18 protein-coding genes are annotated in these 26,073 nt (G+C 64.2%); 9 read left to right on the top strand and 9 right to left on the bottom strand.

Annotation, left to right across the window (positions count from 1 at the left end; genetic code table 11):
* The first annotated feature begins 4 nt into the window (after positions 1 to 4).
* Positions 5 to 2,869, top strand: a complete 2,865-nt coding sequence (locus CHB88_RS20700) for a PAS domain-containing hybrid sensor histidine kinase/response regulator (RefSeq protein ID WP_089401249.1) — start codon at positions 5 to 7, stop codon at positions 2,867 to 2,869.
* Positions 2,866 to 3,843 carry an EamA family transporter gene (locus CHB88_RS20695; RefSeq protein ID WP_089401248.1) on the top strand — a complete coding sequence of 326 codons (978 nt, stop codon included), beginning with the start codon at positions 2,866 to 2,868 and terminating at the stop codon, positions 3,841 to 3,843. The genes CHB88_RS20700 and CHB88_RS20695 overlap by 4 nt, the downstream gene beginning before the upstream one ends.
* A gap of 120 nt (positions 3,844 to 3,963) precedes the next feature.
* On the opposite strand, the gene CHB88_RS20690 is transcribed toward CHB88_RS20695, so the two are convergent.
* Together CHB88_RS20690 and CHB88_RS20685 are read right to left on the bottom strand one after the other, a co-directional pair.
* Positions 3,964 to 7,056: a hypothetical protein gene (locus tag CHB88_RS20690; RefSeq protein WP_143131396.1), complete on the bottom strand. Its 3,093-nt coding sequence runs from the start codon at positions 7,054 to 7,056 to the stop codon at positions 3,964 to 3,966.
* A gap of 328 nt (positions 7,057 to 7,384) precedes the next feature.
* Entirely contained in the window at positions 7,385 to 8,446 is a 1,062-nt protein-coding gene (locus tag CHB88_RS20685) for an AI-2E family transporter (protein ID WP_089401246.1), read from the bottom strand.
* A 389-nt stretch (positions 8,447 to 8,835) separates the two neighbouring features.
* Between CHB88_RS20685 and CHB88_RS20680 the strand changes: the two genes are divergently transcribed.
* Both CHB88_RS20680 and CHB88_RS20675 read left to right on the top strand, forming a co-directional pair.
* Positions 8,836 to 10,587: a methyl-accepting chemotaxis protein gene (locus CHB88_RS20680; RefSeq protein WP_143131395.1), complete on the top strand. Its 1,752-nt coding sequence runs from the start codon at positions 8,836 to 8,838 to the stop codon at positions 10,585 to 10,587.
* A 110-nt stretch (positions 10,588 to 10,697) separates the two neighbouring features.
* A complete protein-coding gene (locus tag CHB88_RS20675) occupies positions 10,698 to 11,657 on the top strand; it encodes an MBL fold metallo-hydrolase (protein WP_425436139.1) in 960 nt (319 codons plus the stop codon).
* A 61-nt stretch (positions 11,658 to 11,718) separates the two neighbouring features.
* On the opposite strand, the gene CHB88_RS20670 is transcribed toward CHB88_RS20675, so the two are convergent.
* The 5 genes from CHB88_RS20670 to CHB88_RS20650 form a co-directional block, all read right to left on the bottom strand.
* Positions 11,719 to 13,575: a TRAP transporter large permease gene (locus tag CHB88_RS20670; RefSeq protein ID WP_089401244.1), complete on the bottom strand. Its 1,857-nt coding sequence runs from the start codon at positions 13,573 to 13,575 to the stop codon at positions 11,719 to 11,721.
* Complete coding sequence (locus tag CHB88_RS20665) at positions 13,575 to 14,240, bottom strand: TRAP transporter small permease subunit (RefSeq protein ID WP_089401243.1); 666 nt, start codon at positions 14,238 to 14,240, stop codon at positions 13,575 to 13,577. Before CHB88_RS20665 ends, CHB88_RS20670 begins: the two co-directional genes overlap by 1 nt.
* A gap of 143 nt (positions 14,241 to 14,383) precedes the next feature.
* Entirely contained in the window at positions 14,384 to 15,520 is a 1,137-nt protein-coding gene (locus CHB88_RS20660; RefSeq protein ID WP_089401242.1) for a TRAP transporter substrate-binding protein, read from the bottom strand.
* Positions 15,521 to 15,745: 225 nt separating this feature from the next.
* Entirely contained in the window at positions 15,746 to 17,701 is a 1,956-nt protein-coding gene (locus tag CHB88_RS20655) for a putative bifunctional diguanylate cyclase/phosphodiesterase (protein ID WP_089401241.1), read from the bottom strand.
* Positions 17,702 to 17,922: 221 nt separating this feature from the next.
* Positions 17,923 to 18,876, bottom strand: coding sequence for a 2-hydroxyacid dehydrogenase (locus CHB88_RS20650; protein ID WP_089401240.1), 954 nt, complete (start codon positions 18,874 to 18,876; stop codon positions 17,923 to 17,925).
* Positions 18,877 to 19,318: 442 nt separating this feature from the next.
* On the opposite strand from CHB88_RS20650, the gene CHB88_RS20645 reads away from it, so the two are divergent.
* A complete protein-coding gene (locus tag CHB88_RS20645; protein WP_089401239.1) occupies positions 19,319 to 19,606 on the top strand; it encodes a hypothetical protein in 288 nt (95 codons plus the stop codon).
* Positions 19,607 to 19,907: 301 nt separating this feature from the next.
* Here CHB88_RS20645 and CHB88_RS25270 read toward each other — a convergent pair whose 3' ends face one another.
* Together CHB88_RS25270 and CHB88_RS20635 are read right to left on the bottom strand one after the other, a co-directional pair.
* The gene (locus CHB88_RS25270; RefSeq protein WP_089401238.1) at positions 19,908 to 20,342 is read right to left on the bottom strand and encodes a hypothetical protein; all 435 of its coding nucleotides are present in this window, start codon (positions 20,340 to 20,342) and stop codon (positions 19,908 to 19,910) included.
* A 349-nt stretch (positions 20,343 to 20,691) separates the two neighbouring features.
* Positions 20,692 to 21,537: a nucleotidyltransferase family protein gene (locus tag CHB88_RS20635; RefSeq protein WP_089401237.1), complete on the bottom strand. Its 846-nt coding sequence runs from the start codon at positions 21,535 to 21,537 to the stop codon at positions 20,692 to 20,694.
* Between the two features lie 171 nt (positions 21,538 to 21,708).
* Between CHB88_RS20635 and CHB88_RS20630 the strand changes: the two genes are divergently transcribed.
* The 4 genes from CHB88_RS20630 to CHB88_RS20615 all read left to right on the top strand — a co-directional run bounded on the left by CHB88_RS20630 (position 21,709) and on the right by CHB88_RS20615 (position 26,044).
* Positions 21,709 to 22,458 carry a metallophosphoesterase family protein gene (locus CHB88_RS20630; protein ID WP_217900206.1) on the top strand — a complete coding sequence of 250 codons (750 nt, stop codon included), beginning with the start codon at positions 21,709 to 21,711 and terminating at the stop codon, positions 22,456 to 22,458.
* 126 nt (positions 22,459 to 22,584) lie between these two features.
* A complete protein-coding gene (gene clsB / locus CHB88_RS20625) occupies positions 22,585 to 23,817 on the top strand; it encodes a cardiolipin synthase ClsB (RefSeq protein ID WP_089401236.1) in 1,233 nt (410 codons plus the stop codon).
* Positions 23,814 to 24,791: a lysylphosphatidylglycerol synthase domain-containing protein gene (locus CHB88_RS20620; protein ID WP_089401235.1), complete on the top strand. Its 978-nt coding sequence runs from the start codon at positions 23,814 to 23,816 to the stop codon at positions 24,789 to 24,791. Before clsB ends, CHB88_RS20620 begins: the two co-directional genes overlap by 4 nt.
* Positions 24,792 to 24,982: 191 nt before the next feature.
* On the top strand, positions 24,983 to 26,044 hold the full coding sequence (locus CHB88_RS20615; RefSeq protein ID WP_089401234.1) for a tartrate dehydrogenase: 1,062 nt from the start codon (positions 24,983 to 24,985) through the stop codon (positions 26,042 to 26,044).
* Positions 26,045 to 26,073 lie beyond the last annotated feature (29 nt).

Raw genomic sequence — 26,073 nt, 5'->3', positions numbered from 1 at the left:
CGCCATGCGTTTCATCATTCCCGCCCAAGGCAGCCTGGCCCGGCGCTTCGCCGTCGCCGCCGCGTCGCTGGCCACCATCGCGCTATTGCTCACCGCGGTCGCTTCCTGGTGGCTGGTGAGCCGCCAGCATCTGGAAGCCGAGCGGGCGCTGCTGCAGCGCCAGGCCGACTTCCACGCCGCCGCCGTCGCCACCAACCTGCGCGGCATCGCTAACCGTGTCGCCGAAGTGGCCGGCAGCAGCATCCTCGCCACCGGCCTGGTCGACAGCGCCGGACGCGAGACTTACCTGGCGCCGTACCTCAACGGCATACGCCAGGTCAACGCGGTGCCGATCCAGATCCTGTTCACCGATTTCGAGGGCACGGCGATCGCCGACAACGGCGCCGCCCGCTTCACGGCGCCGGAGCTGGCATGGCTGCGCCGGCAGCTCGACAACGGCCAGCCGGCGGTCACTGTGCTCGGCGGCGAACAAGGCATGCAGCTGCTCGGGGTGGAGATGCTCGGCTATTCGCGCACCCGGTCGCCGGAAGGCGCGCTGCTGTACAAGGTGGCACTGCACGACCTGCAACCGGCGCCTGAAACCCGGCTCTCATGGCGCGGCGCACCGGCGGCCGGCGTCTCTGGCGCATCGGCGGCGGTGCCTGCTCCGCCGGCATTTCAGCCGCTCGGCTTCGCCGTGAGCGAGATTCAGCGGGCGCTGCCCTTGCAAAGCCTGGCGCCGCAATATGCGGCGATTCTGCTCGTCGCCCTGGCGCTGGCGGCCGGCGTGCTGCTGCTCGGGGTGCGTCTGTCGTTCAATCTCACCGACGATCTGCAGCGGCTCGATGCATTCGCGCGCCGGGTGGTGCAAAGCGGATTCAGCGCGGAGCGCGCCATGCCCGGCGGCAGCAATGAAGTCTCCAGCCTGGCGCTCGCCATCAATCACATGCTCGACCGGCTTCACGAGCAGCATGCGCAGCTGCTGGCCGAGCAGGAGAAGCTGCGCCTGCTGGCCAATACCATTCCTCAGCTCGCCTGGATCGCCGATTCCGAGGGCCGCATCCATTGGGTCAACCAGCGCTGGCATGAGTACACCGGCACCACACTTGAAGAAGTGAAGGAAAACGGCTGGCAGCGATTGGTGCCGCCCGACGTCCTGCCGCGCGTGCAGGCCCAGATCGCGCACAGCCTGCATACCGGCACGCCGTTCCAGACCCGCTTCCCGCTGCGCGGCGCCGATGGCGAGTACCGCTCCTTCTTTGCGTCGTCCGCGCCCTTGCGCGATGCCGACGGCCGCATCGTGCAATGGTTCGGCACCAACACCGATGTCTCGCCCCTGGAGAACGCCGAGCGCAGCGCCCGTGAAAGCGAAGAGCGCCTGCGCGAGGGCATGGTTGCCGCCCGCATGGCGGTCTGGGACTGGAACCTGGACACCGATGCAATCGCGTTTTCCGCCAACGCGGTCGAGATCTTCGGCACATCCTGGAACCACGCGCCGGCCGGCATGCGGCTGGTGCATGCGGACGATGTCAAGCCGCTGCAGGAAGCGATCGAGCAGGCACGCACTGGCAGCGGCCAGTTTCACTGCACGGTGCGCATGATCCGGCCCGACAATCATCAGCAGATCTGGGTGGAGGTGCGCGGCAAGGCGGTGTGCGATGCCGAGGGCAGGGTCCGCGCCATGCGCGGCATTTCGCTCGACATCAGCGAACGCCGCCGCGCCGAGGAAGAGCTGCGCATCGCCGACCGCCGCAAGGACGAATTTCTCGCCATGCTGGCGCACGAGCTGCGCAATCCGCTGGCGCCGATCAGCACTGCCGCCCAGCTGCTGAAGCTAACCCAGATGGACCAGCAGCGGCTGCGCCATACCAGCGACATCATCGCGCGCCAGGTGCAGCACATGACCGAACTGCTGGACGACCTGCTCGACGTGTCGCGCGTCACCCGCGGCCTGGTGACGCTCGACCGCAAGCCCCTGAACGTGGCCGACGTGGTCAAGGACGCGCTGGAGCAGGTCAGGCCGCTGATGGAGGCGCGCCGGCATGTGCTGCAGGTCGGGCTGCCGTCGGAACCGGCGCAGGTGGAGGGCGACGCCACGCGGCTGGTGCAGGTGATCGCCAACGTCCTCAACAATGCCGCCAAGTACACGCCGGAAGCCGGCCGCCTCCGGCTGCAGCTGACGGCCACGCCGGAGCGGGTGAATGTCGCGGTGAGCGACAACGGCATCGGCATTGCGCCGGAGCTGCTGCCGCATGTGTTCGAACTGTTCACGCAGGCCGAGCGCTCCCCGGACCGCTCCCAGGGCGGCCTCGGTCTCGGCCTTGCGCTGGTGAAGAGCCTGGTGGAACTGCACGGCGGCGGCATCACCGCCCGCAGCGACGGGCCCGGCGCCGGCAGTGAATTCCTGATCACGCTGCCGCGCCTGGCGGCTACCCAGGAGCAGGCACTAGCAGCAACGCCGCCGGATGCGCCCGTGCTGCCTCCGCCGATGCCAGGCATGCGGCTGATGGTGGTCGACGACAATGTCGATGCGGCGCAAAGCCTCGCGATGCTGCTCGAGGCCGCGGGCCACGAAGTCGAGACCCACTACGATGCCGGCAGCGCCCTCGCCGCGGCGCGCGCAAGGCCGCCGCAGGTCTTCATGCTCGATATCGGCCTGCCCGACATGGACGGCTACGAACTGGCGAAGCGCTTGCGCGCCACATCGCAGACGGCTTCGGCGACGCTGATCGCCTTGACCGGCTATGGCCAATCGCAGGATCGGGACCGCTCGCGCCACGCCGGCTTCGACCACCACCTGGTCAAGCCGGCCGATACCCGCCGACTCCTGGCCCTGCTGGCCACCATCGCCGGCCAGGATACGGGACACGGCAGCGTGGCCCTCCAATGAGGGCGCCGTCGCCCGCACCCTTCGGGCTGCGCGACTACGGCGCCGCCATCGGCATCGTCCTGATCTGGGGCTTGAACTTCGTCGCCATGAAGCTGGCGCTGCGCGACTTCACGCCGATGCAGCTCGGCGCCGCGCGCTATGTCTTCGCCTTCCTGCCGCTGGCCCTGCTGGTGCGGCCGCCGCGCATGCCGCCGAAGTGGCTTGCGCTCTATGGCCTGTGCCAGGGCGTGGGCCAGTTCGGCCTGCTGTTCCTGGCGCTGCAGGTCGGCATGACGGCGGCCCTGGCCTCGGTGCTGGTGCAGACCCAGGTGTTCTTCACCGCCCTGCTTGGATTTCTGTTCCTGCGCGAGCATGTCGGCCGGCCGCTGCAACTCGGCCTGGTGCTGGCCGCCGTCGGCCTAGGCTGCTTCGCCGCCAACTACCTCGCGCCCGGCGCCGGCGCGACCCAGGCCACCACGCCGCTCGGCTTCCTGCTCAGCCTCGGCGCGGCGGCGATGTGGGCGGTCTCGAATATCGTGGTGCGCAAGGCGCAGCGCGCCACACCCGAATTCAATGTGCTCGGCTTCATGGTCTGGACCAGCATGGTGCCGGTGCTGCCCTTCATGCTGCTGTCCTGGGTGTTCGATGCGCCGCAAGCGCGCTGGCGCTGGCTGCACGCCGCGCCATCCAGCTGGGCGGCGGTGGCGGCGCTCGGGTGGGTGGCCACCATCCTCGCCTATACGCTCTGGACCGGGCTGCTCAAGCGGCATGCGGCCAGCCGGGTGGCGCCTTTTAGTTTAGGCGTGCCGCTGGTAGGGCTGGCAGCGGGGACGCTGCTGTTGGGTGAAACGGTCAGCGGATGGCAGTGGGCGGGGATTGTGTTGTTGGCTGGGGCGCTGGGGATTGTGCTGCTGGGGCCGCGATGGCAGGGTTCATTCAAAACGAGGATTGGAAGCGCAGAGCGTGAACTCGAACAAGGTAAGGAAACGCTTTAGAATCAAGCTGCTCATCACCTGAGCTTCCAGCGACGCGATTAAGGCTCCTGCGCTTGCCCGAGAAACGGATCATGCTTTCTTCGTGGGTTTCCACGAAAGAGGGCGATGTCCATCTAGCGTCTACCTGAAGCGTGGAGCATCGACGTTCGCTCGAGACTTATCGTCCCCTTTCTTGATGATCGTTTGATAGTGTCGAATCAACTCATCGACGCTTGTCATGCCTGGATATAACCGCTTTACCTGCTCCAGGCCACCGATGACCGTCGCCAGCATCGCTCGGGTGCTGTCGCCTGACAGGGACAAATCGATCGACGTCCGGCGCGGCGCGATGCCGTTGTCGTACATGACCTTCAGCTTGCTGACAAAATCGAGATACCGTACAAAGTTGGCCCGTAACTCTTTTCTGAAGTGAGGATTCGTCGCGAGCAGTTCTTTGAATGCCAGTTTGAATGCGTAAATGATATTTGACGGCATGTAGTAGGTATAGGTACCTGGCTGCCTTGCGTCCGGTTCAATTTTTTCGGGGCCATTGTCAGCGAGGTTTTTTGCCTGCCGCCAATAATCAGTTCCGTCTACGAGTCCGTTGAACTCTACAAAATATCCGGTGCGTTGCCACAGATCGGCGAAAGCCGAGTCTACATTGACCTTCAATTGCAACTTGACTTGCTGTTCTTCCTGTTTAGACCTTCCATCGAGCAGGCGGTCCAGCTCTTGATCCTTCACGGGTAATGCGTCATATACGCTCCTGACGAAGCTGCCCGCTTCCTCCTGCAGTTGCGCAGCCAATCCAAACCCCATTGCCTCTATCAAAAGGCCATTGAAGTTTGCCGGTTGATCTTCTGACGTTGCACTTGGTTTGTTTGATGGATTAAGGCTTGTCGTTGAATCTACTCCAGCAGCGGTGCCTGGAAGTACGAGTTTCGGGTCCACCCCAATTCCAGACCCGAGGTGGATTAAATCGTGCCCCGGTTTGTCAAATCCAAATTCATGCACAAGACCATGGATAACCTGGGGGAGATCCTTCGTTTCTGAGTATTTGGCCGTTGGAGCAAACAATATTTCGCCATAAAATTTTCCGTATGGATTCGAAGGCTCCGTATTTGCTGCTTCCATTGAAACAAATCGAATGGACGAACGCACGTCGATAGGGAAAAGATTCTCTTTCTTTTCAATAGGGCCATCGACTGCCTGATCAAGCGGGCGTGAATGCGCGAGGGCGGCCGCAATGTTACGCAGTCGCTTATCAATTACTGACCCGAAGTTGCGATTGTCACGAAGTGCCTGCTGAATCGGCCAAGGCAGCTCATCGACATTGACTTCTGACAGCCAACTTTTCAGTACTTCGTAAGAGGCACGGCGAATCTCCTCGAGGATGGCATTGTTGAGTTGGTCGCTTGCATATGCCTCAATGGCCGTAATGGTGTTGCCAGGGGTTTGGTTTCTCGCATTGCGCCTGTCCGCCCTGCTGCCTCCGCCGGAAAACAGGACTTGGGCCGCCAGATAAGAAGCCGCTTGTTCGGCAGTCATGCCAGTGGCGTTCATCAGGCGCCGCACATTGTGCGCGGTGACCCCGTATTTCTGTGCCACTTCCTCAATGGAACCGCTGCCGCCTGCCGGGTTTGCAGGCGGCCTTTGCAGCGGCTGCGCAGGTTTGAATTCCTGTGAGCCTCCTTGCGGAAAGCTCAATCCTTGCCCCCGCAGCGGTATGAACGCGTCCTCGGCTAGGGCGCCGCCATCGCGTTGCGCCATCACATGCGCGGACAACCGCCGCATCCAGGCGACGTTTCGAGTGTCGCCTCCGGGAGGAACCAGCTCCTGCCTGCCGCCGGGGATAGGGTAGATGCGTGGCGGCCTCGCCTGCGGATTGCCGTAGCCGAACCAGGCACCGCCATCCCGCGTATAGAGTGTCAGTGTTTCGATATGAAAGCGGCCAGGCGCGCCATCGCTTCGCTCGAACGCTAAGCCTGGCCCGTTCTTTTCAACCCGCGTTACCGGTTGGGGCATGCCTAGGCGATCGAATATCACCGCCCTGAAGGGTGAACGGCTCCTGGCGGCCTGGATCTCGCCGTCGATGGCATCCTGCCACAACCTTCTTGCCAGATCGCTGAAACCTGCTTCGTTCATCGGTATGCCGTACAACTGCACCGCGCCGCCGTATCGGGCACTAATCAGGTGTATCCCCTTGATGATGTCGTCAACAGTTTTCAGTGGAATGGAAAATTTGTTGCCCGACCTTTCACCGAGAACGGCGTGAGCAAGCTTGTTGTAGATGGCCAGGACGAGCCTGTCGAGACAGACGGTGGCAAGCGGTGCCGGCAGGCCTGCCTTGTCGACTTTTTTCTTGCCAGCCTCGTACAGCGCCGGCAGGTTGCCTTCCATCAGACGAGACATATCCCATTTGATATCGCCGCTGAAAACGCCGGCGGCGAACTCGTTGACTAGTCGGGTCGCTCGGCTCTGCTGCTGCGGCGTGGGGGCTTCGCTAGGCTGGCTCGAGGTAAAGGAGGTGAAAACGGGGGCGGGCAGGGAAATCCGCTTGGCAGTTTCCCGATTTCCGGAGCCGGTGCTCGCGCGGCCTCCCTGCGCATTCTTACGGGCAGGCTTGCTGCCCGTGGTGGCGTAGCGGCGGTGAAGTTGTTTCATGCCACCGGGTGAGCCGAATGCAGTGGCCATGACTTGCTTGAACATGGTCAGAAAAGTCTGTTCGCGCTGTTTCCGGGAATCTGAAGTGAGAAGTTCTCCCAGTCCGGCAGCAAACCGGATCAGCCCGAGCTTTTGTTGGGTCGTGAGTGAATCTTGCTGCTCAAGCATGGGTAACGGGATATTGAGCTGCTTTGCTTTCTCAAGGGCGATGTCGGCCATCTGGCAATCGCGAAACGACAAGTCCCAGGGGATGGCGCCCGTTAGCTTGCCCAGGATGAATCCGGGCTCCGATCGGCCCGAAATGTTCAGCAGGACGGCGAGGATTCGCGCCACGCTTGTTGGCGCCTTGAGAGTGGGTGGCGTTAGCCTAGAGGCGGCGGGTTGAGCCCATGCCCGTTCAATAGCCTGAATGATCCCAGGCGACAAATTGGGGGGCGGGGTAAAGGCAGACTCTACAGGGTGTGGCAGCAAGGCAAGCAGCGGTTGCGCCGAAGCGGATCGGATTGAGCCTAGCACTGGGTTGCTTGCGCTGCCGGATTCAATAAATGCAAAAGATGCTTTGCTCCACATGGCAAATTTTCTTTCGAGTTAACCATTCCAGCGGCGAAGTGGGAGATGTCCGGTACGTATGGTGAATTCAAGCGATACCGAGATTTACAGCACCAGCTGCATTGCAATGCCCGGTGTAGATGCCAGCCAGTTTCGTGAAGCCGCCTCGAAGCGATAAGCCGTCATCCTGGCAAATCAAGGTGTGGATGCAGTTGCTCGCTGATTGCCTTGGCGGTGTCGCATTTTCCGCTGTCGGTGGATCATGGTGACCGTCAATTGCGTGCATGGCGGTCCGGGCGTAAGCCATGCGATGGATGGAAATGCGATTGCTGTGCCCCGTGCACGGGTGCTAGTGCTCCTCGTGCACTTCCTCCGCCCGAGAAAACAGGTCCCATACCGCGATGAACAGCGCCGCGATCACGGGGCCGATGACGAAGCCGTTCAGGCCGAACAGCGCCATGCCGCCCACCGTGGACAGCAGCACGATGTAGTCGGGCATCTGCGTATCCTTGCCGACCAGCAGCGGACGCAGGATATTGTCGACCAGGCCGATCACCAGCACGCCAAAGGCGATCAGCACCACGCCCTGCCAGATGGAGCCGGTGAGCAGGAAGTAGATTGCCACCGGCAGCCACACCAGGCCGGCGCCGACCGCCGGGAGCAGCGAGAGAAAAGCCATCAGCACCGCCCACAGCAGTGCCCCCTGGATACCCAGGATCCAGAACATGACGCCGCCGAGCGCGCCCTGCACCGCCGCCACCACGATGTTGCCCTTCACCGTGGCGCGGATGACGGTGGTGAACTTTTTAAGCAGGTAATCCTTGTGGCGGGCGTGCAGCGGTACCGCCTGGCGGATGCGTTCGGCCAGCTCGCGGCCGTCGCGCAGCAGGAAGAACAGCAGGTAGAGCATGATGCCGAAGCTGACCAGGAAATCGAAGGTGTTCTGCCCGATGCTCAACGCCTGCTTGGCAATCTCCTGGCTGCCCTGCTGGGCGCCGGCGGAGAGCTTGTCGCGCAGGCTGACCATGGTGGTCATGCCGAAGCGGTCCAGGATGTTCACCAGCCAGGAGGGCAGCGCATTCATGATCTGCTGCAGATACACGCCGAAGTCGATCTGCCCGCTCCGGATCCTGTTGTAGACCGTCACGCCTTCCTGCACCAGCGCACTGGTGATGAAGGTCAGCGGCAGGATGACGATCACCAGGCACAGCAGCAGCGTCGCAATGGCAGCCAGATTTTTCCGGGAATGCAGCGACGCCAGCATGCGCCGATGAAAGGGCGCGAACAGGATGGCCAGCACCATCGCCCAGAACACCGCGCCGTAGAAAGGCCAGAGGATCCAGCCGAATGCCAGGCTGACCAGCAGCAGCAGCAGCAGGAAGACTTTGTGGTACAGGCTGTCACGCTGCATGGCCGCCTCCGGAGAAAGGAAGGGCGGGCGCGTCGGAACGCGGGACGAGGAAGGAAACAAGCGGGTCACGGAGAGGCATGAACGAAATGACGCTCCTTTCAGGGTGGATGTCGGTAAAGAAAGCTGCTTATGCGCCAAGCAAGCTTACTTGAAAAATTGCCAAGACGCCGTTGCAAACCGGGTAGCGGAATGCCAAGACTTTGCTTCGATTAGCTTTTTGGTATTTATTTCCCAAAAATTTGTCAGTACTATGCTTTCCAGACGGAAACTCCCTTCTGGCCACGCCGGGTTTCCGTGCCATTGCACAACAATAACGACAACTATGGAGAGGAGACAGGCAAAAGCGCCCGCGCGGCGCGGCGCCGTAAGGCGGCCTGAAACACATCACTATGATCAGCATGTTCAAGAATCTTCGCATCAGCACCCGCCTCGCACTTGGCTTCGCCATCGTTCTCGCACTTTCCATTCTCTCCACCGGCGTCGGCATGTGGCAATTGCGCCAGGTGTCGGAAGAAACCCGGCAGATGATGGAAAAGCCGCTCGCGAAGGAACGCCTGGTGGCCGACTGGTATCGCAATGTCTTCGCCGCCATCCGCCGTACTACCGCCATCGCCAAGAGCACTGACGAAAGCCTGGGCGTGTTCTTCAAGGAAGACACCGCCGCCACCGCAAAGTCGTCGAGCGAGATCCAGAAGGCCTTCGAGGCTTACCTGGTGACCGATCAGGAGAAAGACCTGTACAAGCGCATCGGGGAGGTGCGGGAGAAGTACCAGAAGGCGCGCGATACCGCGATCAAGGAAAAGGTGGCCGGCAATTCGGCCGAGTCCACCCGCATCCTGGAGCAGCAGTACCTGCCGGCGTCGAAGCTGTATGAATCCCTGCTGATGGAACTGCTGCAGGTGCAGCGCAAGGCGATTGACGACAACGCCCACGCCATCGAGCAAAGCTACAAGAAGGGCTTCGAGCTGCTGGGCCTGCTGGTATTGCTGGTGCTGGCGTTCGGCATCACCTTCGCCTTTCTCATTGCACGCAGCATCTCCCGCCCCCTGGGCGAGGCGGTGGCCGTGGCGCGCAAGGTGGCCGACGGCGACCTGCGCGCCGACATCGCCGTCACCAGCAAGGACGAGACCGGCCAGTTGATGGAAGCCTTGCGCGACATGAACCTGAGCCTGATGCGCATCGTCGCGGAAGTGCGCGGCGGCACCGAGGCCATCACCACCGCCACGGCAGAGATTTCCAGCGGCACCATGGACCTGTCTTCCCGCACCGAGCAGCAGGCCAGCTCGCTGGAGGAAACCGCGTCCTCCATGGAAGAGCTCACCTCCACCGTCAAGCAGAATGCCGACAATGCCCGCCAGGCCAATACCCTGGCCGTGTCCGCCTCCGAAGTGGCGACCCGGGGCGGGACGGTGGTGTCGCAGGTGGTGCAGACCATGGGTTCCATCAACGATGCCTCGAAGAAGATCGTGGACATCATCAGCGTCATCGACGGCATCGCCTTCCAGACCAATATCCTGGCCTTGAACGCGGCGGTGGAAGCGGCGCGCGCCGGCGAGCAGGGGCGGGGGTTCGCGGTGGTGGCGGGCGAGGTGCGCAGCCTGGCGCAGCGCTCGGCCGCGGCAGCCAAGGAGATCAAGGCCCTGATCGACGACTCGGTGGAGAAGGTCGAGACCGGCAGCAAGCTGGTGGGCGAGGCTGGGAGCACGATGGACGAGGTGGTCAGCAGCGTGCGCCGCGTGACCGACATCATGGCCGAAATCATGGCCGCGTCCGAAGAGCAGAGCGCCGGCATCGAGCAGGTGAATCATGCCATCACCCAGATGGACCAGGTGACGCAGCAGAATGCCGCCCTGGTCGAGCAGGCGGCAGCGGCAGCCGATGCCATGCGCGAGCAGGCCGGCCATTTGACGCATGCGGTGGGCGTGTTCAAGCTCGACGGGGTGCAGCAGTCGGTAGCGGCGGCGCCGGTGCCGGTCAAGGCCAAGGCCAGTTCCCCTGCCGTGAAGCACAAGCCGGCGCCTGTCCGCGCGTCGAAGCGCCCGAAGATCGCCAGCGCATCGGCCGGCGTGCCAGTGGTGCGGACGGCAGCCGTGCCGCGCCCGCAGCCTGCAGGCGGCCAGGACGACTGGGAAGAGTTCTAACTTCTCGCAGGGCCGGCATGCGCCGGCCCTTGCCGGTGGCCTTGGGCGGAGTTGGGCATAATGCCAAGCAGCATATGCCCGCCAACCACCAAGGAGAACCGCCGATGAAAATGTCCCGCCTGCTGCTCGCTGTTTCCCTCGCCTTTGCCGGCACCGCCGGCTCCCTCGCTCCAGTCGCCCATGCCGCCGCGCCGATGGCCAAGACTTCGGCGCCCGCCTTTTACCGCATGATGCTGGGCGACTTCGAGATCACCGCGCTATCGGATGGCACCGTCGCCCTGCCGGTGGACACGCTGCTCACCAACATCAAGCCGGAAAAGACCCGTCAGGCGCTGGGACGCAGCTTTCTCAAGCCGCCGGTGGAAACCTCGGTCAATGCCTATCTCGTCAATACCGGCAGCAAGCTGGTGCTGGTCGATGCCGGCGCCGGCAAGCTGTTCGGACCGACGCTTGGCAACCTTGCTGCCACGCTGAAGGCGGCCGGCTACCAGCCGGAGCAGGTGGACGAAATCTACATCACCCACCTGCATCCCGACCATATCGGCGGCCTGGCCGAGGGCGAGCAGCGGGTGTTCCCGAATGCGGTGGTGCGGGTCGACAAGCATGATGCCGACTTCTGGCTGAGCCAGGCCAATATGGACAAGGCGCCCCAGGATGCCAAGGGCTTCTTCCAGGGCGCAATGGCTTCGCTGAATCCGTATGCAAAGACGGACCGCCTCAAGCCTTTCGAAGGCGAGACCGAGCTGACACCCGGCATACGCGCCGTCCCCGCTCATGGCCATACCGCCGGCCACAGCGTGTACATGGTGGAGAGCCGCGGGCAGAAGCTCGCATTGTGGGGCGACCTGATCCACGTAGCCGCGGTGCAGTTCGACGATCCCTCGGTCACCATCCAGTTCGACACTGACGCCAAGGCCGCCGCGGCGCAGCGCAAGCGCGCCTTCGCCGAGGCGGCGAAGCAGGGCTATCTCGCCGCCGGCGCCCATCTTTCCTTCCCCGGCATCGGCCACCTGCGCCAGCAGGGCAAGGGCTATGTCTGGGTGCCGGTGAATTATCAGCCGATGCGCTGAAGCTGTTTCGCCCGGACCGTTGTTTCACTGCGGTCCGGGCGGTTTCAACATCCCTTCAAGCTCAACCGCCGTACAGGTAGTTCGGCAGCCACAGCGTCAGTCCCGGCCACAGGTACATGAGCACCATGCACACGATCACGATCAGCATGTAGGGCATCATGCCGGCGAAGATCTGGTTGATGGTGACATGCGATGGCGCCACGCCCTTCAGGTAGAAGGCCGACATGGCGACCGGCGGCGAGAGGAAGGCGGCCTGCAGGTTGACGAACACCAGCGTGCCCCACAGGATCGGGTCGATGTTGAAGTGCTTCAGCAGCGGCAGGAAGATCGGCACGAAGATCACGATGATCTCGGTCCATTCCAGCGGCCAGCCGAGCAGGAAGATGATCGCCTGCGACAGCAGCATGAACTGCAGCGGCGTCAGATCCAGCGAGAGCACCCACTTTTCCACCAGCGCCTGGCCGCCGAGGATGGCGAACACCGCCGAGAAGATGGCCGATCCGACGAACAGCCAGCACACCATGGCGGTGGTCTTGGAAGTCAGGAACACCGCTTCCTTGGTCTTCTTCCATGTCAGCGTCCTCGCCTGCCAGGCGAGCAGGAAGGCGCCGGCGGCACCCACCGCGGCGGATTCGGTGGCGGTGGTGATGCCGAACAAGATCACGCCCAGCACCAGCAAGGTCAGGATGCCGAGCGGCAGCGTGGACGACACCAGCAGCTTCAGCAACTCGAACTGCTCCGCTTCCATCACCCAGTAGTAGTAGATGAGCAGCAGCGCCAGCAAGCCGCAGGTCAACGCAAAATACTTGTAGAAATCGCTGCTCGGGCCGGCCGCCTGGGTTTCCTCCTTGGAAGGCTCTTCCAGCGAACCCATCTGTATCGGGCCGTCGGATTCGCTGCTGATCTCTTGCGACGGGCTGGCCTGATCGATTTCCAGCGCCTGCGGCACGTCATCGGCCTGGGGCTTGGCTTCCTCCCGCGGCTGGGTGACGGCTGCGGGCGGCGGAGGCGGCGCATCGGCGGCGGGGCGCACCACCACATACCACCAGGTCGAGCCGAGGGTGGCCGCCACCAGCGCCAGCGGCACCAGCGCGGTAGCGAGGTTCCGCAAGATCAGGTTATAGCTGAGCTGGACGCCATCGGCGCTGAGGGCGAGCGCCTTGCGCGGCAACAGCGTGGCGCCCACCAAGGCCGGCAGCAGTTTCTTCGAGTAGGACGCTTGCAGCCGGGGCACCCAGGCTGGCACCGGGATATGCGTTTTCTCAACCGGCAGGCGCGGCGCGATCCTGGGATTGATGATGGCCCAGCCGATGATGTACACCAGGTAGAGCAGCGCCAGGAAGAAGCCCGGGAACATGGCGGCGGCGTAGAGCTTGACCACCGACTGGCCGGCCACGGCTGCGTAGACGATGATCATCACCGAGGGCGGGATCAGGATGCCGAGCGTGCCGCCGGCGGTGATGACGCCTGCCGCCAGGCGGGTGTCATAGCCGGCCTTGAGCATCGGATTGAAGGCAATCACGCCCATCAGCACCACCACCGCTCCCACCAGGCCGCTGGCGATGCCCCAGATGGTGCATACGATCAGGGATGCCACCGCCAGCGAAGCCGGCAATCGGCGGAAAGCGAACTGGAAGCTGTAGAACATCTTGTCCACCAGCGCGCCGCGTTCCATCACATAGCCCATCAGCACGAACAGCGGAATCGATATCAGCACGTCGTTGGTCATGGCGCCGTAAGTACGCTGGACCATCAGGTCGAATACCTTGTTGTCGATCCAGGACTGCGCCGGGTCGTAGAAAGTGTAGAAGCCGAAGGCGGTGCCCAGGCCCATCAGGGTGAATGCCGTGGGAAAGCCCATCAGGATGAAGCCGATGATCAACACCAGCATCAGCAGGCCGAGTGCGGGTTCGCTCATCAACGTTCTCCTTCCGCGGTTCCGCGAAGCTTGGCTTCGCTTTCGATTGAATGTGCCCGTTCTATCGCCAATTTTCTGTCCTCTTCGTCGACATAGGCGCTGTTGGCGAGCTGCTGTTCGATGACGTCGATTTCCTCGGCGTCCTTGAGACGGGCCGGCCATTCGCCGGTCTTCAGGCATACCACGCAGCGGATCATTTCGGCTATGCCCTGCAGCATCATCAGCGCGCCCGCCACCGGAATCACCGTCTTGAAGTGATAGACGGGCGGGCCGTCGGAGCTGGTGGTGGAATGTTCGAGAATGCGCCAGGAGTCGCGCGCATAGTCATAGCCTGCGTACATCAGGGCCAGGATGCCGGGGATGAAAAGCAGCACGTAAAGCACCAGGTCCAGGGCGGCCTGGGTTCTCGGCTTCATGTTGGCGTAGAAAAAATCGCCGCGCACATGGCCGTCCTGGGCCATGGCATAGGCCCCGGCCAGCATGAAGGCCGTTCCATAAATGATGTTGCTGACGTCGAAGATCCATGACGTCGGCGCGTTGAGGAAATAGCGTTTGAATACTTCGACGCAGATGACGATCATCAGGACCACCATCAGCCATGACGCCGCCTTGCCGACCCAGGTACTGATCCGGTCAGCGGCGGTTAACAGCGACTTTACGCTCATTCTTGTTCACCTGATCTTTCTTCGCAAAGACGGCGCAGCCGAGCCGGAGCCAAGGCCGAGCCGCGGCGTCTATTGCTGGCGTAATCGCCGCCGCGGCAGCGCATGCGCTGCCGCGGGCGGTTCGAGCTTCCAGCCAGCGGGGGTTAGGAAGTTTTCTTGGCGAAGTAGTGGTTGTAGGCCATGCGGCGCGGATTGTTGGTATCCATGTCCCACTTCACCGCGCGCTCGGCGAAGGCACGCATCGACTTCTCGACTTCCTGGAACAGCGGATTGCCCTCGCGCTTCTTCGCCACTACCTCATCCCAGATCTTGATCTGTTCCTGCAGCAGCGAGTCGGGGGTCTTGTAGAACTTGACCTTATCCTTGGCCTGCAGCTCGCGATAGTCGGTGGAGTAGCGGTCGACCGCCTTCCACGACATGTCGGCCGATGAGGCCTCCACCGCATTATCGATGATGGCCTTGAGCTTGGCGGGCAGGGCGTTGTACTTGTTCTTGTTGAAGCTGATCTCGAACTGTTCGGCGCTCTGGTGGAAGCTCTGCAGCATGCAGACCTTGGACACGTCGGGGAAGCCGAGCACCCGGTCGGAGGTGGCATTGTTGAATTCGGCGCCGTCGAGCAGGCCGCGGTCCAGCGCCGGCACGATCTCGCCGCCGGGCAGCGCATTCACCGCCGCGCCCATGGCGGTGAAGAGGTCGATGGCGAGGCCGTTGGTGCGGTATTTCAGGCCCTTGAAGTCTTCCTTCTTCGTGATCGGCTTCTTGAACCAGCCGAGCGGCTGGCTCGGCATCGGACCGGTGAGGAAGGTGACGACATTGGCGCCGATGGAGTCGTACAGCTTGGCCAGCAGTTCCTTGCCGCCGCCGTACTTGTGCCAGGCCAGTACCATGTTGGCATCCATGCCGTAGGCCGGGCCGGAAGTCCACAGGGCGATGGCCGCCTGCTTGCCGTAGTTGTAGCCCATCACGCCATGGCCGCCGTCCAGCGTGCCCTTGGAAACGGCGTCGAGCAGGCCGAAGGCGGGCACCACGGCGCCGGCCGGCAGCACGTCGATCTTGAGCTCGCCGCCGGTCATGTCGTTGACCTTCTTGGCAAAGTCGAGAGCGTATTCGTGGAAGATGTCCTTGGAGGGCCAGGTGCTCTGGAAGCGGAACTGGGTGGGGGTCTGTGCCTTCGCCACCATCGGGAAGGCGATTGCGGTTGCGGTGCCGGCAGCCGCCTTGCCGAGAAAGCGGCGGCGGTTGCCGGATGTCTGGTCTGCTGCCTTGACGCTTTTCTTCATGTTCAGTCTCCTCTTTTTGTCGGATGCATCAAAGAAAATGGCTCTACAGTGTTCCCTTACTTCATTCCGTCTTTTGGTTTAATGCATTGCAAGAATGAACTGTCCATGCAGATTGTCAAGTTGCAATGCACCACGGCAAGTATGGCCGTTGGATTCGGCTGGCCGCAGGGCGGCTTGAGGAGGGGATTTTCCAGTCCGGGCGCAGCGAATAGCGCCGGGAAAGCGTCAACCGATGGCGGACGGAGCGGACGCGGGCTTGGGCTGCAGCAGGGCGGCAAACGCGTCGGCCGGCGCCGGCCGGCCGAAGAGATAGCCCTGGAATCGGCCGCAGCCCATGGTTTCCAGGAAGGCTTTCTGCTCCGGCGCTTCCACGCCTTCCGCGATCACCGCCAGCCCGAGGTTGCGGCCGAGCGCGATGATGCTGCGGGCGATGATGGCATCGTTGCCATCGTCGAGGATGTCGCGCACGAAGGAGCGGTCGATCTTCAGCTGGTCGAGCGGCAGCCGCTTCAGGTAGGCCAGCGATGAATAGCCGGTGCCGAAGTCGTCCAGCGAGAAGCGCACGCCTTCCTGCTTCAGGCGGCGCATTTTGCCGATGGTGTCCTCGATGTCGTCCACCAGCACGCTTTCGGTCAGCTCCAGTTCCAGACCTTCGGACGCGGCCCCGTTCTGCGCAAGCGCGTCGAAAACGAGTTGCAGGAAATCCGGATGCCGGAACTGGCGGGCGCTGACATTCACTGCCAGGCTCAGGCCGGCCGTTGCCGGACTGGCCTGCCATTGCGCCAGCTGGCGGCAGGCCTGGCGCAGGATGATTTCGCCGAGCTGCACGATGAGGCCGGTTTCCTCGGCCAGCGGGATGAATTCGAGCGGCGCCAGCAAGCCGCGCGCCGGATGCTGCCAGCGTACCAGCGCTTCGGCGCCCACCACCCGGCCATCCTGGTCGACCTGCGGCTGGTAGTGGAGAATGAACTGGTCCAGCCGCAATGCCTGGCGCAGATCGCTTTCCAGGGCGGCGCGGGCGGTGAGCTCCGCTTGCAGGCTGGGATCGAAGATGCGCAGCGCATTGCGGCCGGATGACTTCGCATGCAGCATGGCCCGGTCGGCGCGCTTGACGCCGGCGGCCACGGTTTCACCGGAGGCCAGCGCCGTGATGCCGGCGGAAAAGGTGACGCGCAGGCCGGCGACGCTGGCGCAGAGCGTGCTGGAGGCGATGTGCTTCTGCATGCGCTCCAACACCGTCACCGCCAGCGACAGGTCGGCGCTGCGCAGCAGCAGCAGGAATTCCTCGCCGCCCCAGCGCGCCAGCACGTCGGTGGCGCGCAGCGCCGATTCGGCTTCGCGGGCGAAGTTGTGCAGGACTTCGTCGCCGACGGCGTGGCCGTAGGTGTCGTTGATCTGCTTGAACAGGTCGATGTCGAGCAGGGCCAGGCAGACCGACTGCCCATCCCGGTCCTGGCGTCTGTCTTCCGATTCGAGCAGCTCGCTCATGTAGCGCCGGTTGGCGAGCTGGGTCAGTTCATCGCGGGTGGCGAGCAGCTGGATGCGCGACAGGGCGTGGCCGAGCTCGTCCTTTTGCTGCTTCAGGCGCTGGCGCAGCAGGTTGAAGCGGCCGGTGAGGAGGGAAACCGATCCCATCAAGCTTGCCGTCAGCGTGAAATGCACCGCTTCGTGCAGCCATGGAAAAGGCTGGGCGGCCATCATGCGCATGGCGACGATGGCCGCGCCGAGCAGGCAGGTGGCGAACAGGCCCAGTTGATGCGAGCGGCGCGGCGTCAGGCTGAAGGCGCAGAACACCATCACCAGCACCAGAATGCCAAGGGTGGCGCCGCGCATCGGCCCGGCAATGGCATAGGCGCCGACAATGCAGGCAATGGCATAGCAGCCCTGCGCCAGCGCCAGCTGCGCCGGCGTCAGGCGCAGGCGGGAGCTGGCGCGCACCAGGACATAAAACAGCGCAAGGCCGGACACCATGGCCAGGCTGAGCCAGCCCGCCGCATCCCGCGCAATGTCGCCCCGCCACACGGCCAGCCACATCAGCGCCAGGCTCAGCAGGTAGAGGCCGGCAGTGGCGGCCCAGTAAGCCACCATGCGCCGCAGCCGCGCATCCCGTCCGAGAAAGGAGAACAGCGCCGGGTGAGGCAATCCTTTCATCTGCGGCCCCTCGGCACGGCGGAGCCGCATGCTTCCCGCCGCCGGCTTCCCGGGCCGGGCAGGCAGCCGGTGGGCATCATCGGGATGGGGCAAGCCTGCTGACCACGGGAAAGCATCGGGTACACCGCTTCGGCAGGACGGAATTCCATAAGTGCTGCAGGAAGGAAGGGAAGCCTGATTATTGCATGCGCAGAAAGCATGCGTCACTTCCTTCCGGAAATAACCGGCAAGCCGTGGCAATTATTGGGCGATCAGTAGCCGCGTTCCCGATCGATGGCGCCTGCCGCCGTTTCGCCCCGTTCCATGGCATGAAGGCGCGACACGATCTGCACAATGCTGGCGCCGCGTTCGGTGAGGGCCGAGACATGGGGCGTGATGCGGATGCGCGGGTGGCGCCAGAACGGGTGATCCGCCGGCAACGGCTCCTGCCGGAACACGTCGAGCGTGGCGGCGGCGATCCGGCCGCTGGCCAGCGCATCGAGCAGGTCCGCTTCCACCAGGTGTGCGCCGCGGGCGACGTTGACGAGATGGGCGCCGGCGGCCAGCCGGTCGAAGCAGGCGCGGTCGAGGATGTTCCCGGTTTCCGGCGTCAGCGGCAGCATGTTGACCAGTTGCTGCAGGCCGTTCAGGAACGCGGGCAAGGCGTCCTTGCCCGCGAAGCGGGCGGCGTCGGCTGCGCTGGCATCAAGCGGCTTCGGATGGCGGCTCCAGGCCCGCACCGGAAAGCCGGCCGCGCCCAGGGCCGCAATCACCTGCGCGCCCAGGGCGCCGCTGCCCATCACGCCTATCGGGTGTTCGGCATGTCGGCGCGGCGGCAAGGGGCGCCATATGCCCTGCCGCTGCAGCGCTTCATAGTCGTCGACGCGGCGGAAATGGCGCAGCACCGCCTGCATGACGTATTCCACCATCTGCCTTCCCATGCCGGCATCGTCCAGCTTGATGATCGGGACCGATGCCGGGAGCAGCTGCGGCTCCCGGCGCAGCAGGTCGAGCAAGGCATCCACGCCGGCCCCCAGATTGAACACCGCCTTCAGCCCGGTGCGTCCGCGCAGCAGCTCGGCCGGCGGCTTCCATGCCAGCAGGTAGTCGGCCGGCCGTGCGTCGCCCGGCGTCCATTGCCGGATTTCCGCTTCGGGACAGGCGGCTTTCAGGTCATGCAACCAGGCGTCGGCATCGTCGCCGGGGAGATGGAAAAGGATGCGCATGATGATGGCCGTTAAGGAGTGAGGCAGACTGGCATTATAAGGAGGCCGGCATCGCGATGAAACATACTAACTGCGAGCGACGTTTTGTTTGCGCCGAAAATGGCTGTGGCGGATCATGCAGCGAAGGTAGGCGAGTCGGCCGAGGCTGCATCGATTCGCGAAGGGAGAACGCTGACAAGCACCCATGACCGAATAGCCGACTCTTTGCGTCAGCACAAGCGCGCAGCGCAACCAGCCACCGCGGCGATCGCCGACGGCCTGCGGTTAGTTTCGGATTCAAGTGTTATTGTCTGATTTCGATGCATCCTGTCGTCCGGCTAGGGTGCCAACGCGTTAGAGACTGGCCAGGAGGAATGTAGCGCCATGTATCAGCTGTAATAAACGGCAATATCCGATTTTGTTTTGCGCCGTTTTCCTATACTGGTCACAAAGGAAAACCATCATGAAGACCCGTATCCTCACGCTCGTCCCTCTCGTTCTCGCCAGCCTGCTTGGCGGCTGCGCGGTCTACAGTCCGCCGCCGGTGGCGAGCGGACCGGTGATATACCGCGATGCGCCGGTGTATACCCAGCCGGCTCCGGTCTATGCGCAGCCTGCCCCGGTATACGTCCAGCCTGCGCCGGTTTATGTTCGTCCTGCTCCGGTCTATGTCGAGCCGCCTGTCTCTTTCCGCTTCAATTTCGGTTACCGGGGCGGTCGCGGATGGGGCGGCCACCATCATCGCTGGTAAAGATCGGCTCGTATCGCCTGGCGAAAAGCCATGGCAGCCATCGCGCCCGGCATTCGCAGCCCTTGCGAATGCCGGGCGTTTCCTTTTCTTGAAGAGGGGAAAGTTGAGAACCTATCAAGCGGAGCGCGTCTAACTCCAGAGCGGGTCATGAACCCAGCAGGTTTGCCTTCATGCGCGCAGGCGTCGGACGCCGTGCTGGTACGGGCCGGACGGCACCAGCGCGCCGCGCGGCGTGGATGGCATCCACGGCCGTTCTTGCACGGGTTTCCAACACGCTCGCATCCTCACATCCAATGACCGGCTATCCGCCACATCCAGAGAAACAAGGAGCGATCATGAAGAAGTTGCCTCTTGCTGTTTTCATTTCGCTGTTAGGTACCGCAGCTGCAACCTTTGCGCAGTCCACCACCACCACGACCACCAGCAACGACCCGGCCGCGGCTGCGTCATCGTCCGGCAGCAGCTCGCCATCGAGCGGCGCCGCCAGCACTACCACGACCACGACGACGACCACTGCGCCATCCAGCTCCGGCAGTTCAGGAAGCTCGGGCAGCTCCGGCTCCGGTTCTTCGAGCATGAGCTCCAGCCCGAGCAGCTCCGGTTCGATGGGCGGCGGATCGAGCTCCGGCAGCTCGGATACCAGCAGCGGCGCGGGGTCGAGCGGCAGCTCCAGCGGCACGTCGGGAAGCACGTCGGGCGGTTCCAGCAGCGGCGGCACAAGCAGCGGCTCCAGCATGGATACCACGTCCGGCGGATCGGGGTTAAGCGTTCCGCCGCCGCCGACCTACAGCAGCGGCAGCTCGTCGACCGGCTCCAGCGCCGATACGTCGTCCTCCGGCAGCTCGGGATCCTCGGGCAGCTCCACCTCCACCAGCCCGTCGTCGAGCTCGACCACGCCATCTTCGTCGGGCAGCAGCAGTTCGACGAGCCCGTCGTCTTCCAGCTCTTCGACGCCTTCCTCGTCGAGCAGCTCCGGTTCCGGCAGCCGCTAAGGGATCGGCAGCATCAAGCCAGCGCCTGCCGCCAGCGCGGACAGGCGCTTTTTAATGGGCGAATGAGTTCATGAGCGGAGCCTTGCAACGGCCTCAGCCTTCGTCATCGCGCTCCGGGATGGCCCGCGTCCACGATGCCGCGTCCTCGGGCGACATGTTGCCGTGCGGCTCGACGCGCGCATCGTGGAAGCCTTGCTGATGGATGTCGCTCAGGTACTGCTCGCGCGACAGCAGCGTGCCCTGGCACACGCCCTCGTCCTGCGGCGGCGCATGGATTTCCCGCCGCAGCCGCTCCACCAGGTCTTCCATCAGCCATGCCGGCACCAAGTGGCGCTCGGCCGGATAGATGAAGCCGAACAGCGTGAGGTGGCTGAGCAGCACCCGCCAGTGCGGATCGAAGCGCTGCAGCAGGCGGCGCCAGTCGATGGTGTCGGCGCAGGCGCGGATCATGTGGGCGATGTCGGCGCCGTCGTAGCGTTCGCGTTCCATGATGAAGGCCTTGGACCAGATCGACTCCTCCACCGGCGACAGCTTGACGGGGGTGTCGAGCACCACGGCATCGATGGCATGGTCGAACCAGCCGTCATCCACCTCGGAGACGCCGTTGCCGGAACTGAAGATCAGGTCGACGAAAGCCGTGCCGTCGAAGGCCTTGCCCAGCCAGTGCGGATAGGTCAGCTCCGCCTGATATCCCTCTCCGGCAAGCGCTGCGGCGACTCGATCGAAGTCGCGACGCATGATGAACAGGTCGAGGTCCTTGGTCTGGCGGCCGATGCCGGTGTAATGGTTGAGCGCATAGGCGCCGCCGACCAGGAAGGGAATGCCATGGCGGTTCAGCAGCCGCAGCACGTCCCGATAGAACCGCGCTGCCCCTGGCTGCATCGGTTCGCAGGTCTGCGGGGGATGGATGGGCATGGGTAGGGGCATGGCTGCTGACATGGGCGCTCCTTTGTCTCGATGTCCGGGAGGCAGGCCGTGATATCAGCCTGTTATGGCAAATTCAGCAAAACTTATGCCACTGATCCATGGTCTGTTTCCTCAGCATGCGCCGCATTGAAAGCTGGCATCGGCGCGCCGACCGCATCCGGCCGACTTTACTAGGAGGAAGAAGTGATTTCAGAAGACACCGTTCGATTCGCCGCCGTCGGCGACCTTCATTGCACCAAGTCATCCGCGGGCAGCCTCCGGCCCCTGTTCTCGCAGGCGGAGAAGGCGGCGGATGCCCTGCTGCTGGCCGGCGACCTGACCGACTACGGCTTGCCGGAAGAGGCGCATGTGCTGGTGGAAGAACTGGCAGCGGTCCGCGTGCCCATCGTGGCGGTGCTCGGCAACCACGACTTCGAATCGGGCCAGCAGGACAAGGTATGCGAGATACTGACCAATGCCGGCGTGCGGGTGCTGGACGGCGAGGCGTGCGAAGTGCATGGCGTGGGCATCGCCGGCGTCAAGGGCTTTGCCGGCGGCTTCGGGCGGCGCGCGCTCGGCCCCTGGGGCGAACGCATCATGAAGCAGTTCGTCGAGGAGGCCCTGCAGGAAGCGCTCAAGCTCGAATCGGCGCTGGCCAAGCTGCGCACGCCGCATCGCATCGCCTTGATGCATTACTCGCCGATCGAAGCCACGGTGCAGGGCGAGCCGCTCGAGATATTTCCCTTCCTCGGCTGCAGCCGGCTGGAAGATCCGCTGCTGCGCTATCCGGTCGACGTGGTGTTCCACGGCCATGCGCACCGCGGCCACCCGGAAGGCAAGACCGTGAACCAGATCCCGGTGTACAACGTCGCGCGGCCGCTGATGCAGCGCACTTATCCCGAGCAGCCGGCATTCCGGCTATTTGAAATGCAGCGCGAATCGGTCAATGTCTGAACCCGCCCGCGCCGGAATTCCTTTGCCGAAATGCGGGTCCAACCAAGTAGGCGTCGCAAGAAGCGGCAAGGTTTTCCGGTCGGCTTGAAAATATTGCCGGCCATATGACTCAAGGAGCGGTCAGGCGTGAACCGGCGTTGGACAGGCGGCAATCGATTTTCCCTGCTCGAGAACGGGGAGGAGTTCTACCCGAAGGTGTTCGAAGCGATCGCGCGCGCCGAGCGCGAAGTGATGCTGGAAACCTTCATCCTGTATGAAGACAAGGTGGGGCTGCAACTGCATCAGGTGCTGCTGGAGGCGGCGCGGCGCGGCGTGCAGATCGACCTCACCATCGATGGCTGGGGCTCACCCAGCCTGTCGCAGGAATTCATCGGCAGCCTGACGGCGGCCGGCGTGCGCTTCCATGTCTTCGATCCCGGCCTGCGCCTGCTGCGGCGGTTGAATCTGTTCCGGCGCATGCACCGCAAGCTGGTGGTGGTGGATGGGAAGATTGCCTTCGTCGGCGGCATCAATTACTCCGCCGACCATCTTGGCGACTTCGGCCCGGAGGCGAAGCAGGATTATGCCGTGCAGGCGGAAGGGCCGATCGTCGCCCAGATCCATGCCTTCATGCGCGCCGCCATCGCCGCCGGCCACGGCAGGCGCCACTGGTTCAGGCGCCGCCAAGCAGTCGCGCAGACGCCGGCGCCGGCGCCGGCGGGCGAGGCCGAGGCGCTGTTCGTCTGGCGCGACAACAATGAAAACAAGCGCGCCATCGAACGCCAATACCGCCTTGCCATCCGCCTGGCGCAGCGGCGCGTGGTGATTGCCAACGCCTATTTCTTTCCCGGCTGGGCCTTCCTGCGCGACCTGCGCCGCGCGGCGCGGCGCGGCGTGCAGGTGGACCTCATCTTGCAGGGCAACCCGGACATGCAGATCGTGCAGATCGCGGCCGCCATGCTCTACCACCACCTGCTGCGCGGCGGCGTGCGCATCTACGAATACTGCGCGCGGCCGCTGCACGGCAAGGTGGCGGTGGTGGACGACGAATGGGCCACCGTCGGTTCCAGCAATCTCGATCCGCTCAGCCTCTCGCTGAATCTCGAGGCGAACGTGATGATCCGCGACCGCGGCTTCAACCATCGCCTGCGCGAGCGCCTGGACTACCTGATCCGGCACAGCTGCAAGCAGATCCGCCCGGAAGACGTGCGCGAGCCGGAGATGTGGCGGCAGGTGCGCAGCTTCTTCCTGTTCCATTTCCTGCGCCGCTTTCCTTCCTGGGTCGGCTGGCTGCCGGCGCACACGCCGCGGCTCGATGCCCTGCATGACGAAACCCTGCCCGAGGGCGCCGATCGCCTGGAACACACCACCGTGCCATGAACGCCAGGGAAGCGGGCGCAGGCGAAGGCAGGCGGCAGGCCGGTCCGGCTTGGCGGCAATGGCTGGGCAGGGCGGCGAAGCTCGCCTTCTTCGCGCTGGTGGCCTGGCTGCTGCTGACCCAGGCGCGCGACATCGACTGGCAGCGCGTGCTCGCGGGCTTGCAGCAGCGCCGTCCCGCCAGCCTGTGGCTGGCCGGCGCACTCGCCGCCGCCAGCTTCGGCCTGTACAGCTGCTTCGATCTGCTCGGCCGCCACTACACCAGGCATGGCTTGGGCGTGGGCCGCACCATGGCGGTCAACTTCATCAGCTATGTGTTCAATCTGAACCTCGGCTCCCTGGTCGGCGGGGTCGGCTTTCGCTTCCGCCTCTACGCCGGGCTCGGGCTCGACACCGCGCGCATCGCCCAGATCACCGCGCTGAGCATGCTGACCAACTGGATCGGCTATCTGCTGCTGGCCGGCGTCGCCTTCGTGCTCTGGCCGCTGCGCCTGCCGCCGCAATGGCATGTCGGCCCCGCTGCCTTGCGCGTCATCGGCGGCCTGCTGCTGGGCGTGGTGTGCGCCTACGTGGCGCTATGCGCTTTCTCCCGGCGCCGCCAGTGGCGCTTGCGCGGGGTGGAGCTCCGGCTGCCGTCGCAGCGCCTGGCCGGCTTGCAGCTGCTGATGTCCTGCGCCAACTGGATGCTGATCGCCGCCATCATTCACGCGCTGTTCGACGGCGCGCTCGACTATCCGACGGTGCTGGCGGTGCTGCTGGTCGCCGCCATTGCCGGCGTCATCACCCACGTTCCGGCCGGCCTCGGCGTGCTGGAGGCGGTGTTCATCGGCCTGCTGGCGCCGCCCCTGGCGAAGGCCGACGTGCTGGCCACCCTGATCGCCTACCGCGCCATCTACTACCTTGCGCCCCTGGCGCTGGCGACCGTGCTTTACTTGCTGATGGAGGCAGGCAGCGCCCGGCGCCGGGGTTCGCGCTGAGTGGCCGCCGTCGAGCGACCTCCATTGGGCCGTCGCCGCGCCCTGTTGACCTAAATCAGAAGTCGAACGGTTGTTCCCGGGCCGTCTTCCGCCGCGCATATAGCATGGATGGCCGCCGCCATGAGGCAGTCATGGCGCAAGCTCGCCCGCCATAGGGCACAACCTTCAAAAAGGCAGGTCAGGGGAGACAGATGAGAACACACAAGATCGCCGCCATCGGCGCCGACGGCATCGGGCCGGAAGTCATCCGCGCCGGCCTGACCGTGCTGGAAGCCCTCGCCGCCCGCGACGGCGGCTTCCGGATGGAGGTGGAGAGCTTTCCGTGGAGCTCGGACTATTACCTGGCGCATGGCCATTACATTCCCGAGGGCGGGCTGGAACGGCTGAAACAGTTCGACGCCATCTTCTTCGGCGCCGTCGGCAGCCAGCAGGTGCCGGACCATGTATCGCTGTGGGGGCTGCGCCTGCCCATCGCCCAAGGCTTCGACCAGTATGCGAACGTGCGCCCGGCCCGGGTGCTGCCCGGGGTCAAGAGCCCGCTGCAGAATGGCGCCGGCATCGACTGGGTCATCATCCGCGAGAATTCCGAGGGCGAGTACGCCGGCAACGGCGGCCGCGCCCACCGCGGCCTGCCGATCGAAGTCGGCACCGAGGTGGCGGTGTTCACCCGCGCCGGCGTCGAGCGCATCCACCGCTTCGCCTTTGAACTGGCGATGAAGCGCCCGCGCAGGCAGCTGACCCTGGTCACCAAGTCCAATGCCCAGCGCTTCGGCATGGTGATGTGGGACGAGATTTTTTATGAAGTGGCGAAGGATTATCCGGCGTTGAAGACCGACCGCGAGCTGGTCGACGCCGTCACCACCCGCATGGTGCTCAAGCCGCAGACGCTGGACGTGATCGTCGCCACCAACCTGCATGCCGACATCCTGTCCGACCTCGCGGCCGCGCTGTCGGGGAGCCTCGGCATCGCCCCCACCGCCAACCTCAACCCGGAGCGGCAGTTCCCGTCGATGTTCGAACCCATCCACGGCTCCGCCTTCGACATCACCGGCAAGGGCATCGCCAATCCGGTGGCCACCTTCTGGACCGCCTCGATGATGCTGGAGCATCTCGGCGAGGCCGATGCGGCGGCGCGGCTGATGCGCGCCATCGAGGCGGTGACCGCATCCGGTCTGCATACGCCCGACCTCGGCGGCACCGCTACCACGGAGGACGTCACGCGCGCGGTGTGCGAGCACATCCGGCAGCATTGAATCCATAACGCAGCACACCGACCGCCCGC

The sequence above is a fragment of the Noviherbaspirillum humi genome (genome assembly GCF_900188095.1).
In the GTDB taxonomy this organism is placed as follows: domain Bacteria; phylum Pseudomonadota; class Gammaproteobacteria; order Burkholderiales; family Burkholderiaceae_D; genus Noviherbaspirillum; species Noviherbaspirillum humi.
Note: the sequence above shows the minus strand (reverse complement) of the source record. Positions and strands in the feature narration are given on the sequence as shown.